11 protein-coding genes and 1 pseudogene are annotated in these 14597 nt (G+C 60.0%); 9 read left to right on the top strand and 3 right to left on the bottom strand.

Going from position 1 to position 14597, the window contains the following annotated elements; translation table 11 throughout:
- Positions 1–1794: 1794 nt before the first annotated feature.
- Positions 1795–1971 carry a hypothetical protein gene (locus JQ633_RS01430; RefSeq protein ID WP_211981574.1) on the top strand — a complete coding sequence of 59 codons (177 nt, stop codon included), beginning with the start codon at positions 1795–1797 and terminating at the stop codon, positions 1969–1971.
- 69 nt (positions 1972–2040) lie between these two features.
- Here JQ633_RS01430 and JQ633_RS01425 read toward each other — a convergent pair whose 3' ends face one another.
- A complete protein-coding gene (locus JQ633_RS01425) occupies positions 2041–2295 on the bottom strand; it encodes a hypothetical protein (protein ID WP_211981572.1) in 255 nt (84 codons plus the stop codon).
- 13 nt (positions 2296–2308) lie between these two features.
- Here JQ633_RS01425 and JQ633_RS01420 point away from each other — a divergent pair, with 13 nt between their 5' ends.
- From JQ633_RS01420 to JQ633_RS01395, 7 genes are all read left to right on the top strand, one after another.
- Positions 2309–2473: a hypothetical protein gene (locus JQ633_RS01420; RefSeq protein WP_211981570.1), complete on the top strand. Its 165-nt coding sequence runs from the start codon at positions 2309–2311 to the stop codon at positions 2471–2473.
- A gap of 149 nt (positions 2474–2622) precedes the next feature.
- Positions 2623–2895, top strand: a complete 273-nt coding sequence (locus tag JQ633_RS01415) for a hypothetical protein (RefSeq protein ID WP_211981568.1) — start codon at positions 2623–2625, stop codon at positions 2893–2895.
- A gap of 67 nt (positions 2896–2962) precedes the next feature.
- Positions 2963–3808, top strand: a complete 846-nt coding sequence (locus JQ633_RS01410; protein ID WP_211981566.1) for a Ku protein — start codon at positions 2963–2965, stop codon at positions 3806–3808.
- A 3-nt stretch (positions 3809–3811) separates the two neighbouring features.
- Entirely contained in the window at positions 3812–3946 is a 135-nt protein-coding gene (locus JQ633_RS35360) for a hypothetical protein (protein WP_283812730.1), read from the top strand.
- A gap of 1288 nt (positions 3947–5234) precedes the next feature.
- Positions 5235–5441 carry a hypothetical protein gene (locus JQ633_RS01405; protein ID WP_211981562.1) on the top strand — a complete coding sequence of 69 codons (207 nt, stop codon included), beginning with the start codon at positions 5235–5237 and terminating at the stop codon, positions 5439–5441.
- A 1174-nt stretch (positions 5442–6615) separates the two neighbouring features.
- On the top strand, positions 6616–7836 hold the full coding sequence (locus tag JQ633_RS01400) for an acyltransferase family protein (protein WP_211981560.1): 1221 nt from the start codon (positions 6616–6618) through the stop codon (positions 7834–7836).
- Between the two features lie 86 nt (positions 7837–7922).
- The gene (locus JQ633_RS01395) at positions 7923–8348 is read left to right on the top strand and encodes a hypothetical protein (RefSeq protein ID WP_211981558.1); all 426 of its coding nucleotides are present in this window, start codon (positions 7923–7925) and stop codon (positions 8346–8348) included.
- A 311-nt stretch (positions 8349–8659) separates the two neighbouring features.
- On the opposite strand, the pseudogene JQ633_RS35065 reads toward JQ633_RS01395, so the two are convergent.
- Positions 8660–8748 (bottom strand): annotated as a pseudogene (locus JQ633_RS35065) (DUF3606 domain-containing protein); the annotation flags it as partial.
- 192 nt (positions 8749–8940) lie between these two features.
- Between JQ633_RS35065 and JQ633_RS01390 the strand changes: the two are divergent.
- On the top strand, positions 8941–10344 hold the full coding sequence (locus tag JQ633_RS01390; protein ID WP_211981557.1) for a TAXI family TRAP transporter solute-binding subunit: 1404 nt from the start codon (positions 8941–8943) through the stop codon (positions 10342–10344).
- A 366-nt stretch (positions 10345–10710) separates the two neighbouring features.
- Here the strand turns inward: JQ633_RS01390 and JQ633_RS01385 are convergent, their stop codons facing one another.
- Positions 10711–13518 carry an AMP-binding protein gene (locus JQ633_RS01385; protein ID WP_249158682.1) on the bottom strand — a complete coding sequence of 936 codons (2808 nt, stop codon included), beginning with the start codon at positions 13516–13518 and terminating at the stop codon, positions 10711–10713.
- Between the last annotated feature and the right edge of the window lie 1079 nt (positions 13519–14597).

Raw genomic sequence — 14597 nt, 5'->3', positions numbered from 1 at the left:
CTGGGGCCGTCCGCCTGCCCCGTGTCCACACCGGGCAAGCCGCACAAGCCTGCGCCTCCCTGACGAGAGGCGCATTCGCCTATGTGAATCGAAGCACGCTCCCAGTAGCGTCAGGATGACGGAGAATTCGCGTCGGGATATTCGCGGCGGATCAGGTTGACCCTTTCGTCGCAAGGCCAGGCCTTGAAGGCGCTGTCTGACGCCCTCCAGTGGTCTGCCCATTGCCTTGGCGATTTCAGGGACATTTTTCCCTTCGCTGCTCAGTTCGATGAGCTAGGGGTCTTCGCCTGCAGACCGCGGTTTGGCGGGCGGTGCGGGCATATTGATTGCTCATAAAGTCCGCGCCGGCGGGGCGCCGGGATGTTGGGGCATGCTGGGAACGGATCGCTTGAAAATCAACGGTCTAGCCAGAGAGCCGTTCTTACTTTCTACCCCCTAATCGCCGAGGCAGGACTAATTCACCAATGTTAATCTTCTGGACTATCCGGGAGGCGTGCCATGCTGCCAAGTGACAGGAAATGTATAGAGCTGTACTTGGTTGAGCAGAGCGAGCTACGGCGCGGGAGAGAAAAAGATCTGCGCGAAATCGTCGTTCGCTCCCGCCAGCAAATTCAAATATCGCGAGAGCTATTGCGCGCGCCCATGCCAAAAGTCTGGCATCCCGAGCAGCCCAAGGCGTAGCCCTCGGTGCAGATCGCGGTCAGGGTTGAATCCTTGCGGAGCGTGTAACACCAGCTTCTTGCACCGGACTTACCCAGGTCTGGCCGTTCGGGAATGAACCTCGACATGGGGTGTTTAGACTTAAACTCCATCAGGATTTTGCACTCCTTCCTGGGGCTAGGGCCAACGCCGTCCGCTTTATACTGAGCGGATGGCGTTGTGCTGTGAGGGCGTCATTTGGGGGGCGCCCGGTCCTTTTCTTCACGCGCGGCTTGCGCCCGGGCGCCATCCTGCGCGGCTTCTTCCTGCGTAGGAAAGGGCATCCCCGAGCTTTCGACCCAGACCGGGCTTTGGCCGTCGTGAAGCTCCCAGACCCATCCTCCGGATGTCCTGCGCAATTTGACCTCGTATTGCATGGCCTCACTATGAGGTCTTTGCGATCAACATACCAGCGGGACCCCCGCTACAATCAATGTCCTTGCAGAAGGAACGGCCCCGGCGCCCGGGGCTAGCGGCCGCGCCAGCGCCGTCCCCACCAGCGCTCCGGCGGGAGCGCGCTTTCAGGTTAATGGCAGAACGTGCCGACACTGATGACCCGCACGGATTACTCCCGCACAAGCACGGGACGCCCTAGCCTAGAGCTCGCCGCCGGTCTTCTCGACAGAGATAGCCGCCGCGGATGGAAGCGCTCTACCAATCAGCGGTCGCATCCAAAGAAAGACCCCAGCGAGGGGTACACGCCGGGGCCAAGTCGTACATCCAAGACCAGTTTGCACGCGAGATCGCGCGACCGCATTCGCATATGTGAAAAGGCCCCAGTGCCGCGTGCGCTGGGGCCTTTTCCTTGGAGGAGTGGGAGGGTGCTCAAATCAAAGGAGCACTAATGCCGACAACGAGCGCTACAAACGACACAGCAGCCAACCTACGAGGCTGTACTCAACGCCGTCCATGTGACCGAAATCGAACATGCATGCAGTTTGTGCCGCGACGGCCGCTCCCGCATTTTCATTAAGAATGTCAGCGACATTGTCCTAACGAAGGCAGCCGCCGCGCGATGAACGTGCCGGACAGGAACCTTCCAAGTCATGAGGCTTTGCCACTTCATTGCGGGCAGCGACTGGCGAGGAAAATTGCATGGGTCGCAAGCTCGACACCGTCGCCAAACGCGCGCGTGAAAAACTCCGCAAAGCCATTGAGAACCTGAAATCCGGGAAGGTTCTGGTTGATTCGCGAAGGACAATCATCCGGCTCAAGCCGCACGGTGAAGAGCCGCATCCACCGAAAGAATCCTGGACGGACGGAGAAAAGTGAATGGCTAAAGCATGGAGGCGGCCCGGTTCACCGATCGGCAAGACCGGCGCGCGCAAGAAAGAACCCGGTTTACAAACGTCGGTCCCGTGAACCCTGGTCGCCCGCGGAACTGACAAAGCTTAAGGAGCTGGCAAAGCGCAACACGCCAACTGGCGTGATGAGCGTCAAGCTGCAGCGACCGCCGGCGGCGATCCGCAGCAAGGCCCAGCGCGAAGGCATATCGTTGCGGCCGACCAACCGTTCGCCGTACAACCGGCGCAGGCGATGATGGATCGGCAAGCGGAGATTCAACATCTCGACGAGGCAGACCGGCACAATCACCAAGGGCGAAATCGCGGTGAGCGAACAGCTCGCCAGACTTGAGCAGCTCAGGCGGGACGGTCACGACACGGCGGAGGCTATCAAACACCTTCGCGACTTCGAGGCGGTGTTGGCCAAGATGAGAGAACACCGCAGCATCATCGTCGATACGATCAGGCAGATCGACGCCGGACTAATCTGAGGGAACCGAAACTAACCCACGTTGGTGGTTCCGCATGAGCCGCGGATCTGCCCGCGCCAAGCGACAATAGCGGGCATAATTCCCGGGCTCTCAAGTGCTGTTGACCCCGGTGCTATAAATGGTGGTGTCGATTGATTCGAGACCACGTCATGAAGAGCAATGCACAACGCCGCCTGCCGCTGCAGGCCCGGCCCGCCTACCGCAGCCTTGAGGGCTGGGCCCTCGGCTCGCTGATCGAACACCACGCCGTGCGCGAGTGCGAGCACCACGGGCACGCGCTCGACCGCAGCGATCCCGATGCTCGGAGCCGGGCCCGGGAAATGGCATGGAACCACCCCTTCCCCGGCGCGACGCCCGAAGAGTGCCTGGCCGCGATCGACGAGGTCCTCTGCGGCATTGGCGACTCCTGCCCCGACTGCTGATCGAGACTCCACTTCGCTAAATAGCGTCCTATATTGATACCATTCAGTGTAGGTGGAGTTTTTGAGTATGGCCCCGCGCGCCAATTGGAAGGGCTTTCTTCGGTTGTCCCTGGTGACGTGCCCGGTTGCGCTGTTTCCGGCGACCTCTGAATCCGACAAGATCAGCTTCAACCAGATCAACAAGAACACCGGTCACCGGATCAGGTATCTCAAGGTCGACGCCGACACCGGCGATGAGGTGGCGTCAGAGGACATCATCAAGGGCTACAAGGTCGATACCGACCAGTATCTCGAGGTGACCAAGGACGAGCTCGAGAACATTGCGCTGGAATCGACGCGCACGATCGAGATCGATGAATTCGTCCCCAAGCGCGAGATCGACGACCTGTACTTGGTGCGGCCCTACTACATCGTGCCCGACGGCAAGGTCGGCCACGACGCCTACGCCGTGATCCGGGAAACCATCCGCTCGCTCGACAAGGTCGCCCTCGCCCGCGTCGTGCTCACCAACCGAGAGCACGTCATCGCACTCGAGGCGCGCGACAAGGGCCTGATGGGCATGCTGCTGCGCTACCCCTACGAGGTGCGCGACCCTGCGGAATACTTCGACGACATCCAGGACGTGAAGATCACCAAGGATATGCTGGATCTCGCCAAACACATCGTCGAACAGAAGTCCGGCCATTTCGAACCGGACGAGTTCGAGGATCACTACGAGCAGGCCCTGCAGGAGCTGCTCGAGCAGAAGAAGAAGGGCCAGCCGTTCGCGACGACGCGCAAGCCCGCTCCGAGCAACGTCTTCAATCTGATGGACGCATTGAAGCAGAGCATCAAGGGCGAGGGCAAAAGGACGCTCGCAACGAGGCCGAAGGCAAAGAAGGTAGCCGCCAAGCCGCGCCGGAAGGCGAGCTGAGACATGGACGAGACAGCCGATGCGCGGTCGCCCGCTGAGCTCGATGTGCGAGCCATCGCCGCCCTCGATAACGCACGGGCGCTGCCGCCCGTTGCCGCCCGGAAAGAGGCGATGAAATTGGCGGGAGCACTTCGGTAATCGGCCCGCGGGCTGCCCGCCGCGTTGATCATGCGAAACCATCTCGTCGAGCCTTGCCTGCCGACCCGCGCCGCCGCGGTGCCGGCCGGTCGGGATTGGCTGCATGAGATCGAGCACGATCGCTATCGGCTGATTCTTCAGCGCAGCGGCCAAACCGTGCGGATCTTTACCCAGAACGGGCACGACTGGACTTGCGCCGGTACGTGCCGAGGTGCAGCTCTACGCCCTCGATCTGCTTGCCCTCGCGACGACCTGCGCAGGCTGCCCCTTCACTTGCGCAAGACCAACCTCGCCCGGATCCTCGCTCCCCGCGTCAACGGCATCCATCTGGCGCCGTTCGAGCAAGCCGAGATCGGGCCCGGAGCTTATCGTCACGTCTGCCTGATGGGCCTCGAGTGTCTCGTCTCGAAGCATCGCGAGCGGCCTACGTGGCCGGCCGGTCGAAGAACTGGATCAAGGTCAAGAACCGCACCCACCCTGCAATGAGCCGGGTCACGGCCTTGTCGTGAGCCCGCACTGCATCCTGTGCGACGACGCCGGCTGGGTGTGCGAGAACCATCCCGAACCGCCATGGACCGACCCGCACGCCTGCACTTGCGGCGGCGCCGGCGCGCGATAAGCAAGACATCCTGGGTGTGCGCCCGGCCAAACCGTCGGCGGTTCGGCGGAGAGCTTCGACCTGGTGCGAACGGCATTCGAGAAGGCCTGGCGCCGGCTTCTACCCACACGCACGGAGGCCGATTTCCAGACTTGGCGCGATCAACGCGATTGGACCAAGCGGAAGTATGCGATGTGGGCACGCGGCGAAAAGCTACATTCTCAACAGTGATCATAGGAACACTATGCTCGCCGTGCGGTTATCGCCGCCCAATGCCCGATCGAATTGTCACGTATATCAGCTGTCGTGGGTGTGAGACGGTATACTCCGCCATCCAAGAACGCGGCTCAGTACCGTTGAATTCGACCGGATCATTTGACTGCATTCATTGCGGGAAACTAGTCCATCACTGGGCCGGGATTTACAGCTTCCATCATTGGAAGGTCGCGGCCTCACCTTCAAAGGGCGATGGAAAGACTGGCTGAAATACGCTGGCGGCCCGGCGGGCGCGGACCTGTTCGGCTGACATAGTGCACGTGGTTCTCCGTGCGTAAACGGCCTTCCGAATGCCCCCAGGAACGTCGCCTCTGTACAAAAGTTAACAGAGCATCACCGCACGGCACTCGGTAACCATCGGTGATGAGAACGCCAACTTGTGCTCTCGCCTTCCTCCAACGGAAAGGACAGCGCATGGCCATTAAGCGTCGTCGTTTCAAGCAAACCCAGTCCCTCGAAGGACGTCTAGCCGACGAGGCGATCCGCCTGCGCGAACAGGCGAAGACAGTGCCTCCAGGCAGCGAGAAAGAGGACCTATTGAAGAAGGCCCGTCAGGCTGACACCGCCGCTCATATGAGCGAGTCGCTGGGCTCGCCGGGATTGCAGCCGCCGACCGCCTAACGGCCTATAGTCGCCCATGGCATCGTAACCGTATGTTGAGGCAAGTCCGCTTCACCCGGTCCGTGCCGTGTTCGACGACTACCAGCTCAAGTTTTTTGAGTTTCGTGTGGCAGCGCTCAACCAAGTCGAGCGGATCCGCGAGGGCAACGACCCGCGAGATGATAACTCGATCTCGGGCGTTGCTGGCGCAAGCCGAACGGGTGCTGCAAGAGTGCCCGCCACCGGAGAAGCAAGGCCGCCTCGGTTGGCGAAGCCCAAAGAAGGGCCCCAGCGTGGTGGAACACGCTTCTGCCACGTCAGCCAAGAGCCGCAATGTGAAAGAAAGGCCCCGGCGGGATCATGCCGGGGCCAGTCATTCGGTTGAGTATTCCACAAATTGGGCGTGAACCCAAGGCTTCGCATATTGCCACTTTTTCCCGACGTTTCGCTAACCCATGTTAACGACCGCCGCGGACAAAGGCACTTCAATTCCCGTTCTCGGCACTGTCCAAGGGTCCGAGATCCGGCGTAAAGGCGAGGCCCCGAAACCCCTACCCCGTCCAAGGGGCCTCGCTGCCGTCTCCCTCCATCCACAGAGCGCGGCGGAACATTTATGAGCAGGACGGTGCTGTCCCCTGACGTGCAGTCCCAAAAGAAGCGGCCCCAGCGAGGGGTACTCGCTGAGGCCGAAGGTGTCGCGGTCTCGTCCAAAGACCAGCACCGGTTTGACACGTCAGCACGCGAGGCTGCATTTGCATATGTGAAAAGGACACCGGCCTGGATTCGGAATTCGACTAACATAGTTCAATGACAGGTCTCCGGCGATCATCGACGGTGCGTAGATTGGCGGTCATTGCGTGTGGAAATCATTGGAAGCCCGACCCAGCGACGATTTTTTGTCCGGAGAGGCAGCGCTGGGTGGATGGTCTACGACAGAGAACGTAAGGGACCAGCGCAGCCCGAAAAGGGCGGCCCATTTGCCAGAGAGGCTGAGTAAAGAACAAGCAGACGCATTAGCCCAGAAATTGAAAGCCAGATTTCTCGGGCCGCAAGGCATTTGATTCGAGCGTGCCGCCGATCGGCACTTCGTGTTTTCAACGATCCGGATTCTCGCCGGTGGCGTAGAGGGTCGATGGCCTCCTGTTGACTTGAATCGGCAAGCGTCATTCGCGGCCCCGCACAAACCGGAGCATGCATGAAAAGCCAGATTTCAACTGCGCCTGCTGGTAAATTCATGGGAATTGAGGGACTTCGGGGCTGGTTAGCCTGGGCAGTCGTGTTCTCTCACTTAACGTACATATCTGCATTCAACGCCGGAGGGATCAGCCAGCTTTTGCGAGCGATAGGTCTGCCATCGGTCCTCGTATTCACCATCGTCAGCGGTTTCGTGGTGACTCACGTCGTCATAGAAAAGAGCGAGGGGTACGGGCCTTACCTTGTCAGACGCTTCTTCAGAATTTTCCCGCTGCTCGCCGTAACCTGTTTCGTTGGTTTTTTCTCGAGCGATCTCTTGGGGATTGCGCTTGCGGACCCGAGCTTTGAAGATCCCGCGTTCGGGAAAGTGGCAACCGATGTCGCCGCGAGTGACCATTCTTTTCTGGGCTTGCACCTTCTGGCGCATCTATCGATGTTTCACGCCGCCATCCCGAACAGTGTTCTGATGCACTCTGAATATGCCTTCAACATGCCGGCGTGGAGCATCTCCCTTGAATGGCAATTCTACTTGCTGGCGCCACTGATTGTCTTTGTGCTGAGAGACCGACGCGAATTTCTGATTCCACTTGCGATCGTTGTCGCTGGATCAGAAGTCGCTTTCAGGATGATCGGCTCCGGGACAGCGCAACCTGGCGCGTTGCCGCAGGCTGCCACCTACTTCGCAGTCGGCATCGTGAGCAGACTTCTCTACTCGAGAAAATTCGAGGCCTATCGAGGCCCCCTGCTCGCGCTTGCCATCATGCTTCTGCCTTTTTTCCAGCTCTGGCCATTCATGATCTGGCTTTTCGTGTTATGCGGGCTGTCCAACGATGGCAGCGACCACGTGGCTCGTGCCTACAGACTCGGGCTGGAAAATTCGGCGATACTCTATTTCGGCTCGCGGTCCTACTCGATCTATCTCTGCCATTATCCAGTCATCTCGATGATGGCGTGGCTGCTATTTCGATACTCGGGGCAGCCAGTTCGCATGGCGTTGCTTACGTGCGCGAGCGTGCCCTTGATCATCGCGTTCTCTGAACTGGCGCATCGTCTCATCGAAATTCCGGGGATCGCCTTGGGGAGATACATAGCTGTTGGAATGCACCGCTCAACCCTGGTTTCGGCGCGTCGATCGTGGCCGGCGAGACGCACGAGTGTCATCGATGCTTCGGCAGAACCGGCATTCGTAGAGGCGCGGAAACTCAGCGATGCGTCCGGTTGATGAGATGGGCCCGCCGCGCGCAAAGTTCGCGACCACGGCGCCCCTGAAGTGCCGCCAGTGCCGGCGATTATGAGCCGAGGACCGTCGTGAACACGCACGATTGCCGCACGTCCGCGAAATTTTCCCACGTCCCGGCGGGCGCGAAATGTCGCATCATCGCTTTTCTCGACGCCGTTCACAGGGCGCCGAATGATGCAGACATCGAAATCCGGATTGGCCGGAGCGACAGCGAGCCCGCAATCCTGGTTTCGTGCGAGGACACCGAGCATGCGCTGCTGGTGAGCGAGGCCCGAATGATTGCGGAGATGTTGGAGGCATCGGTAAACGATCACCCCAAAAACTCGGAGGATCGCACGCTCCTCAGCGTTATCATGAATCTTCGCGTCCGATGCGATGCGGCCGAGCGCGCTTATCGCGCGTCGCTCGAGACCATTGCCATCAACAGGCTCGTTCTTGCCGGCGTCGGCGTCATGTTGTTCATGATTCTCGTGATTGCAGCGGCGGTTCGATGAATCCTGCTCCCGAGAAGAAACGGCTTCATCGAGAGAGGACGCGCCGAGGCCGTGGGGACGCCAGTGCTGCTGTCAGGCCGGCATGGACTTGACGATAAACATCCATCTCGAATGGACGTTCCTCAGGCGGTCGGACGAACGTGGGCCTAGCACCTCTGGGGCCAAGAGGCCGGTGCTGGGGCCAGGCATTCCTATGCTGAATCGGGACGAGACCCGATGTCCTATCGTTAGCATGGTCTCGCGGGATTGCGAAGTTTTCCCGAACGTAGCGCTGAGTCACCTCGGGCTCGGGTTCGTTTTTTCGTCGAACTCAGTCGCCGCTCCACCCGCTTGCGGCTGTTTCCAACCTTCTTGACCGCCTTCTTCACCGAGGACCCGATCGCCCGGTCTTCTTCGTCTCAAAATCTAAATCTGTTGCAGGTGCGAAACGAAATGCTCCAGCGCGTCAGAATTGGGTGGCTCGTTTTGGTTTTCAGAGTGGCTCATTTCGGCCAGTACCCAACGGAACAATCCGGTTAGACGCTGGTTCCCTCAATTCCGGGCGGCGCGCTCGTATTATCCCAAGCAGGCCTTGGTGCACGAGGAAACGCTGATGTCCCCTCGCAAGGCAATCAGCAATACTCACGACCGACGCCAACAACGGCTGCTGATCGTGTTGGCTTTGGGATTTGCGGTCTTTAGCGCCGCCGCGGCCGGCCTCTTTTACGTCTTGCGGCCCGAGACCCTCCGGATCGCCGTGGGCCCCGCAGGCAGCGAAGACGATAAGGTAGTGCAGGCGATGGCCGAGGCTTTCAGCGAAGAAAGCAGGACAGTAAGGCTCTCTCCGATCACGACCGGCGGAGCGGCCGAATCTCTGACCTTATTGGGGGCAGGCAAGACCGACCTGGCGGTTGGCCGAAGCGATCTGAGCATGCCCGCCGACGCACAGACGTTGGCCGTCCTACGCAAGAACTACGTCGTGCTTTGGTCACCCTCTGCGCGGATAGGCAAGGGCTCCAAGAAAAAGAACACGGGCAAGATCGGAGAGATTGCCGATCTTGCCGGCCGCAAGGTCGGCATCATCGGCAGAACCGGAGCCAACCTGGCCCTCCTCCGGATCATCCTCGTCAGTTCCGGCGTCGAGCCGGAAAAGGTTGCAACGGTTCAATTTGGAACAGAGGAGCTTGAAAGGCTCGCGCAAGACGCCACTCTCGACGCCTATCTCGCAGTCGGTCCGCTTGACAGCAAGATCACAGCCGAGGCGATCGCCGCGACATCGCGGTCGCGGGGAGTTCCGAAGTTTCTTCCCGTCGAAGCATCCGAGGCCATCGCGCTGAAGCACGCCCGCTACGAGGCCGAGGAAATTCCGGGAAGCGTCTTTAGCGCCAAACCAGCCTGGCCGGAGGAGAAGGTCGACACCATCGCTGTCAATCATCTGATCCTGGCCAGCAAGGAACTGTCCGAGGTCAAGGCGGCAGCCTTCTATCGGCAGCTTTTCGCCGTCCGGGACACGATCACGCAAACTGTCGCCGGCGCCGCGCACATCACGAAACCCGAGACGGAGAAGGAGGCCGAGCCATCCGTGCACCGGGGCGCTGCCGCGGTCATCAACGGGACCGAGCGGACCTTTCTAGACAAGTACAGTGACTACTTCTGGTTCGCGTTGCTCCTAATCTCCGGAATCGGTTCGGCCGCGGCTTGGCTGCGTCGCTATTTGAACCGGGACGAACGCGACGACAACACCAGCCATCGCCATCGTGTGCTCGCCGTGGCATCGCAGGTTCGCAACGCCGGATCCGAACAAGAACTGCTGACGTGGCAACGCGAAGTCGACGTGATAATCGGCGAAACCCTCAAGTTTTACGATGATGGAGCGATCGAACAAGACGACTTGGCCGCATTCGGACTGGTCCTCGAACTGTTCCATCATGCCGTTGCCGAAAGAAGAGCGGCGCTACCGATCGATCCCTCGGATCAAACACGGAGCACAGGTCCAACCCTAGCCTCTCGGCGATGAGCGCAGCCGGCACGTGAGTGCCTATCTGCCTACAGTCGAAGCTGTCAGGCCTCGCCGACGAGAAGACGGCGTCTCCAACCGCTTTCTCCTCCACCCCAGCCGAGCCGGCGTGCGCCATAGAGAGGCAGGCCGCGAACGAGGGCACCCTCGTTTCTGACCCCTCCTCTGCGCCAGGCCGGCTATACGTAATCAATTCATGTGACGACGCCTTCCCCGGTTCATCACGTCGTCTCTCGCCTCGGGCATCGACAGGGTGCCGCGGGACGATGTTTGGGTCCACCAAATCAAGTTCGACGGCTACCGCGTACACGTCCACTCACCAGCCAAACTGTGACCGGCTGCACCAGGCGCGGCCACTTGCGAACACTACTTATGAGCGCTGTGAAAGTCTGGATGGCCAAATGGGCGACTATGACCAGGTGACGTCCGAACACTGTCATCGTCTGCGTTGAGTGATGACCCTTGGTGCGCTCCGAATTCTTGCGGAGAATTGTCGGGTGAGTGACGACCACCAGGACCTCCGGTCAGAAGGTCAACCTTTTGCCGCAGATGATCAACCACCAGTCCCGCGCCTATGGTCAGGCAGTCACGATGTCCCCCACTCACCTTGATAATTTCGAGTTGCGCACTGAGACGCCGCCAGGCCCGACCGTCATTGTCGGCCGAGTAAACGGCCACGGGCACCTCGAGCGGTGCCGGAAGATATTGTGCCATTGCGAGCGTATAAGCATCCCATAATGCCGGCGGAGTTCGATTGTCGGGATCGGATAATGCGACATTGAGCTTCGTGGGATCGGACAAAGCCTCTAAAAGCTTGGCGAATTGCTCACCCGTCGACGCCTTGAATAACCGCTGAATCCGGACCATCAGTTCATAGGTCCAGCGCAGGCGGAAAGGCGAAGCGATGCGCTTCATCGTCCCGAGGATCGCCCGCGGCACCGGATGGGCGTTGAGGTTCGGTGGGTCGACCATCGCAATCAGATCAACCTTGCAGCCGGCTGCCATCAGCAACCGGGCAGCTTCAAATGCCACCATGGCACCGTTGCATTTGCCGCCCAAGAGCAAAGGGCCGTCGGTGTGCCTTTCCAGGATGAAGGGCACGCGGTCGGCGGCCATCTCTTCGATTGAGGGCGGAATCGATTCCCCGCTACGGCCATGGGGATTGATGGAGATGATCGGATAATCAGGCCCGAAAAGCTCCACCAATCGCCGCACACAGGAGTGGCCGCCGAGGAAATCACCATTGAAGAAGTACAACGGAGGCCGATAGCCACTGGCATGGAACTGGTAGAACGGCGTCGCCGACGTCCCAGCCTCCATGACGATTTTTGGGGCAAGCTGCCGGATGGTTTCTGCCCCGATCATGATCGTTTCAGGTACGGGCCGGCCGATGAGCCGCTCGACCTCAATGAGCATGTCCATCGCAAGCAGGGAGTCCCCGCCGCTGGCAAAAAAGTCATCGTCGACCGTCACGGCCTCGGACTTCAGCAGGCTCCGCCACACGGTCAACAATTCAGCTTCTAAATCCGATGACCCTTTGCCCGCATCAGGCATGGGCATCGTCGAGTGATGACCTAAAGACCTTTCAGCCGATTCGCGCAGCCGTAGCCGCTGAATCTTTCCCGTCGCTCCCTTTGGCAGCTGCTCGAGAATCAGAAAACGGCGAGGAATCTTGAAGGAGGCCAATTCGCGCAGCAGGAACTGGCGAAGCTCGGCAGGCGTCGCATGCTCGCCAGGGTATGGAACGATGGCGGCGGCAACGTCCTCGCCGAGGCGTGGATGAGGGATTGCGAAGGCAGCAGCCTCGGCAACGGCGGCATGACGTAGCAGAGCGGATTCGATCTCAGCGGGGGAGATCTTCTCACCACCACGATTGATAAGTTCGCTCAGGCGGCCGTGCAGGGAGAGGAAGCCGTCTGCGTCCAGGCTGCCAATATCGCCGGTACGAAACCAACCTCCGATGAAAGCAGTTTGATTGAGTTCCGGCGCATCGAGATAGCCAGACGTTACGGTCGGTCCACGGACCCAGATCTCACCCCGCTCGCCAGCGGGCAAGGAATGTCCATCCTCGCCAACCACCGCCAACGTACCAGGCCAAGGTTGCCCGCATGTCCCTACCCTGTTCGCGCCAGGCGGCGGCAGGTTAGCGGCGATCTGCGCGGCTTCGCTTGAGCCATAATGCTCCAGGACCGGTACGCCCAAAATGCGCTGCAGGCCATGCTGCACCTCAGCGGGCAGCGGCGCGCCGCCGGAAACAACGAACCGCAAAGTATGCGCCACCCGCGCAACCTCGAGGCCTTGATCCTTATGCAACACCGCAGCGTGAAGTGCAGGGCCCGCTGAGTACCAAGTCGGCCGCAGGATATCGAACCACTCATCCAACGTCACGACGGCGCTATTCGCCGGAATTGCAATGCTGCCGCCAGTCAGGAGCGGCGTGAAGACCGTCGCTTTGAGCCCATGTGAATAGTAAGGAGGCGACACGCTCAGGCAACGATCGTCGGGCGTGAGGCCAAACCAGGCTTTAAGCCGTGCGGCGGCCGCCAACATGTTGCCATGACTGAACGGAATAAGCTTAGGCTGCGCGGTCGTGCCCGACGTCTGAATGATGAAGGCGGGGGAGCTCGGATCCGGGTCGGCGTCGATTGCCGGGGAATCGGAGGCCCGCGCGACAATTTCGAGTCCAAGCTGACCGTGTCCGACCGGGGCGACTTCTATAATTGCCACCCTTCTGCGCTCAGCGGCCTGGCGAGCCTCACAGGCGCCGCCATGCGGTACGAGTAGAGCGTCCAGGCGCAGCATGTCGAGACGTTGACCGATCTCCGCCGGCGCCAGCCGCGCATCTAGAGGAACCGCGACGCTGCTGCAGGCGACTGCCACGATGCTTAGAATCGCCTCCGGGCCATTCGGCATGAGCACCCCGATTCGGGCCTTACAGTCGTAGCCAGCCAAACGCAGCTGCCGGCGGACGTCGTTCAACTGGCGTTGAAGATCGCGGTATGTCAGAGGCGCTAACGTGGCGGCGACGATTGCAGTGCGCTGCGGAAAACGGCTCGCTATCCGACCGATGACTTGGCCCAATGTGAGTCCGGCACCAGTCTCTGCAACGTCGCAGGAAGAAATGGCGACGGCGGTGCACAACTCGCGATCCGACTTATCGCTTTCCAGGAGCAAATACCCCTCCCGCGCCCTTGGGTCTCGCTACTATCACGCGGCCTTGGAGTTCGCCCGCAACCGCAACCTCACAGAGAAGGCGAAAGAGAGTGGTAGCGCCTTCATACTAACTTTGCAGCTGGGAAGTGGTGAATACCTCCAAAGAGTTGAAGGTTCCGGTCCAAGGCTATAAGCACGCCTAAGTAACGAAGCCACGGACGCTGCCCAGGTTAGATTATAGCGTGGCTGCTGTTTCGATACTCGGAAGCTAGCACATATGGCGCGACTGACGCGCGCTAGCGCGCCACGTTTTATACAGCGCAATGATGTCGGGTATCCGCCAAAGCCTCGGCCGGCCAAGCTGACAAACTCGCCAGCGCCGGCGAGTTCGTGTTTGCAGCAATGCTGCGCAGCACGGCGGGTTCTGTGAAGACCAGTTCGTAAGAACGAAACGACTTTCTCGGTTGAGCTCCCTGCCAAAAGAACCAACTTTATTTGTAGCGGATTCACACGTGTGATTCCGGGAACTCAGGTTTCCGTTTTGCTTCAATCCGGGCCGGACGTTTTTCATCAAAGCTCATTTTTCAAAGGCCCGGGACGGTCCGCCTCATTATCGGAACGGCGGTCAGCGCTTGGAATGAGGAACGGCCCAAGCATTTTTGCCTCCAAGGATGCTGGGGCCGTTCCTTTTTGTCGCGACCCCGAGTCTCAAACGAGCAACGCTACATAAAGCGAAGACGGTCGGGATGACGAGCGCGAGGACGCTCCATCTGCGGCTGTGATCGGGTTCGCACTTGTCTTGTCATTTCTCTGCCTACCTAACATTCGTGATCAGCTATCGTCACAAGATACGCCAGCCCCATGCAGGCGAGCTCTTCCGCGTCATCACAGCCACGGGCTCCCCCCCTCTCCCGCAGATAATGCTCAAGCAGGCAGCGACGACTATCCGAAGCCTCTATTCCCGGGCGCGTCGCCCGAAAGACCGTCCAGGCAGTTTCGATCGCTATGTGCAATGTAGCCTGGTCTGCCATTCGCCAACTCCGAATTCGGAAGGCATGACCCGGATAACGCGGCGGCCAAGCGCCGGTTGCTACAATTTC

Source organism: Bradyrhizobium tropiciagri, from assembly GCF_018130505.1.
GTDB classification, from domain to species: domain Bacteria; phylum Pseudomonadota; class Alphaproteobacteria; order Rhizobiales; family Xanthobacteraceae; genus Bradyrhizobium; species Bradyrhizobium tropiciagri_B.
Note: the sequence above shows the minus strand (reverse complement) of the source record. Positions and strands in the feature narration are given on the sequence as shown.

What these genes read in the sequence shown, in the direction of transcription:
- JQ633_RS35360 (WP_283812730.1), top strand. Translation starts at nt 3,812, where the DNA reads ATGGACGAGACAGCCGATGCGCGGTCGCCCGCTGAGCTCGATGTGCGA.
- JQ633_RS01390 (WP_211981557.1), top strand. Translation starts at nt 8,941, where the DNA reads ATGTCCCCTCGCAAGGCAATCAGCAATACTCACGACCGACGCCAACAA.
- JQ633_RS01430 (WP_211981574.1), top strand. Translation starts at nt 1,795, where the DNA reads ATGGGTCGCAAGCTCGACACCGTCGCCAAACGCGCGCGTGAAAAACTC.
- JQ633_RS01400 (WP_211981560.1), top strand. Translation starts at nt 6,616, where the DNA reads ATGAAAAGCCAGATTTCAACTGCGCCTGCTGGTAAATTCATGGGAATT.
- JQ633_RS01405 (WP_211981562.1), top strand. Translation starts at nt 5,235, where the DNA reads ATGGCCATTAAGCGTCGTCGTTTCAAGCAAACCCAGTCCCTCGAAGGA.
- JQ633_RS01410 (WP_211981566.1), top strand. Translation starts at nt 2,963, where the DNA reads ATGGCCCCGCGCGCCAATTGGAAGGGCTTTCTTCGGTTGTCCCTGGTG.
- JQ633_RS01415 (WP_211981568.1), top strand. Translation starts at nt 2,623, where the DNA reads ATGAAGAGCAATGCACAACGCCGCCTGCCGCTGCAGGCCCGGCCCGCC.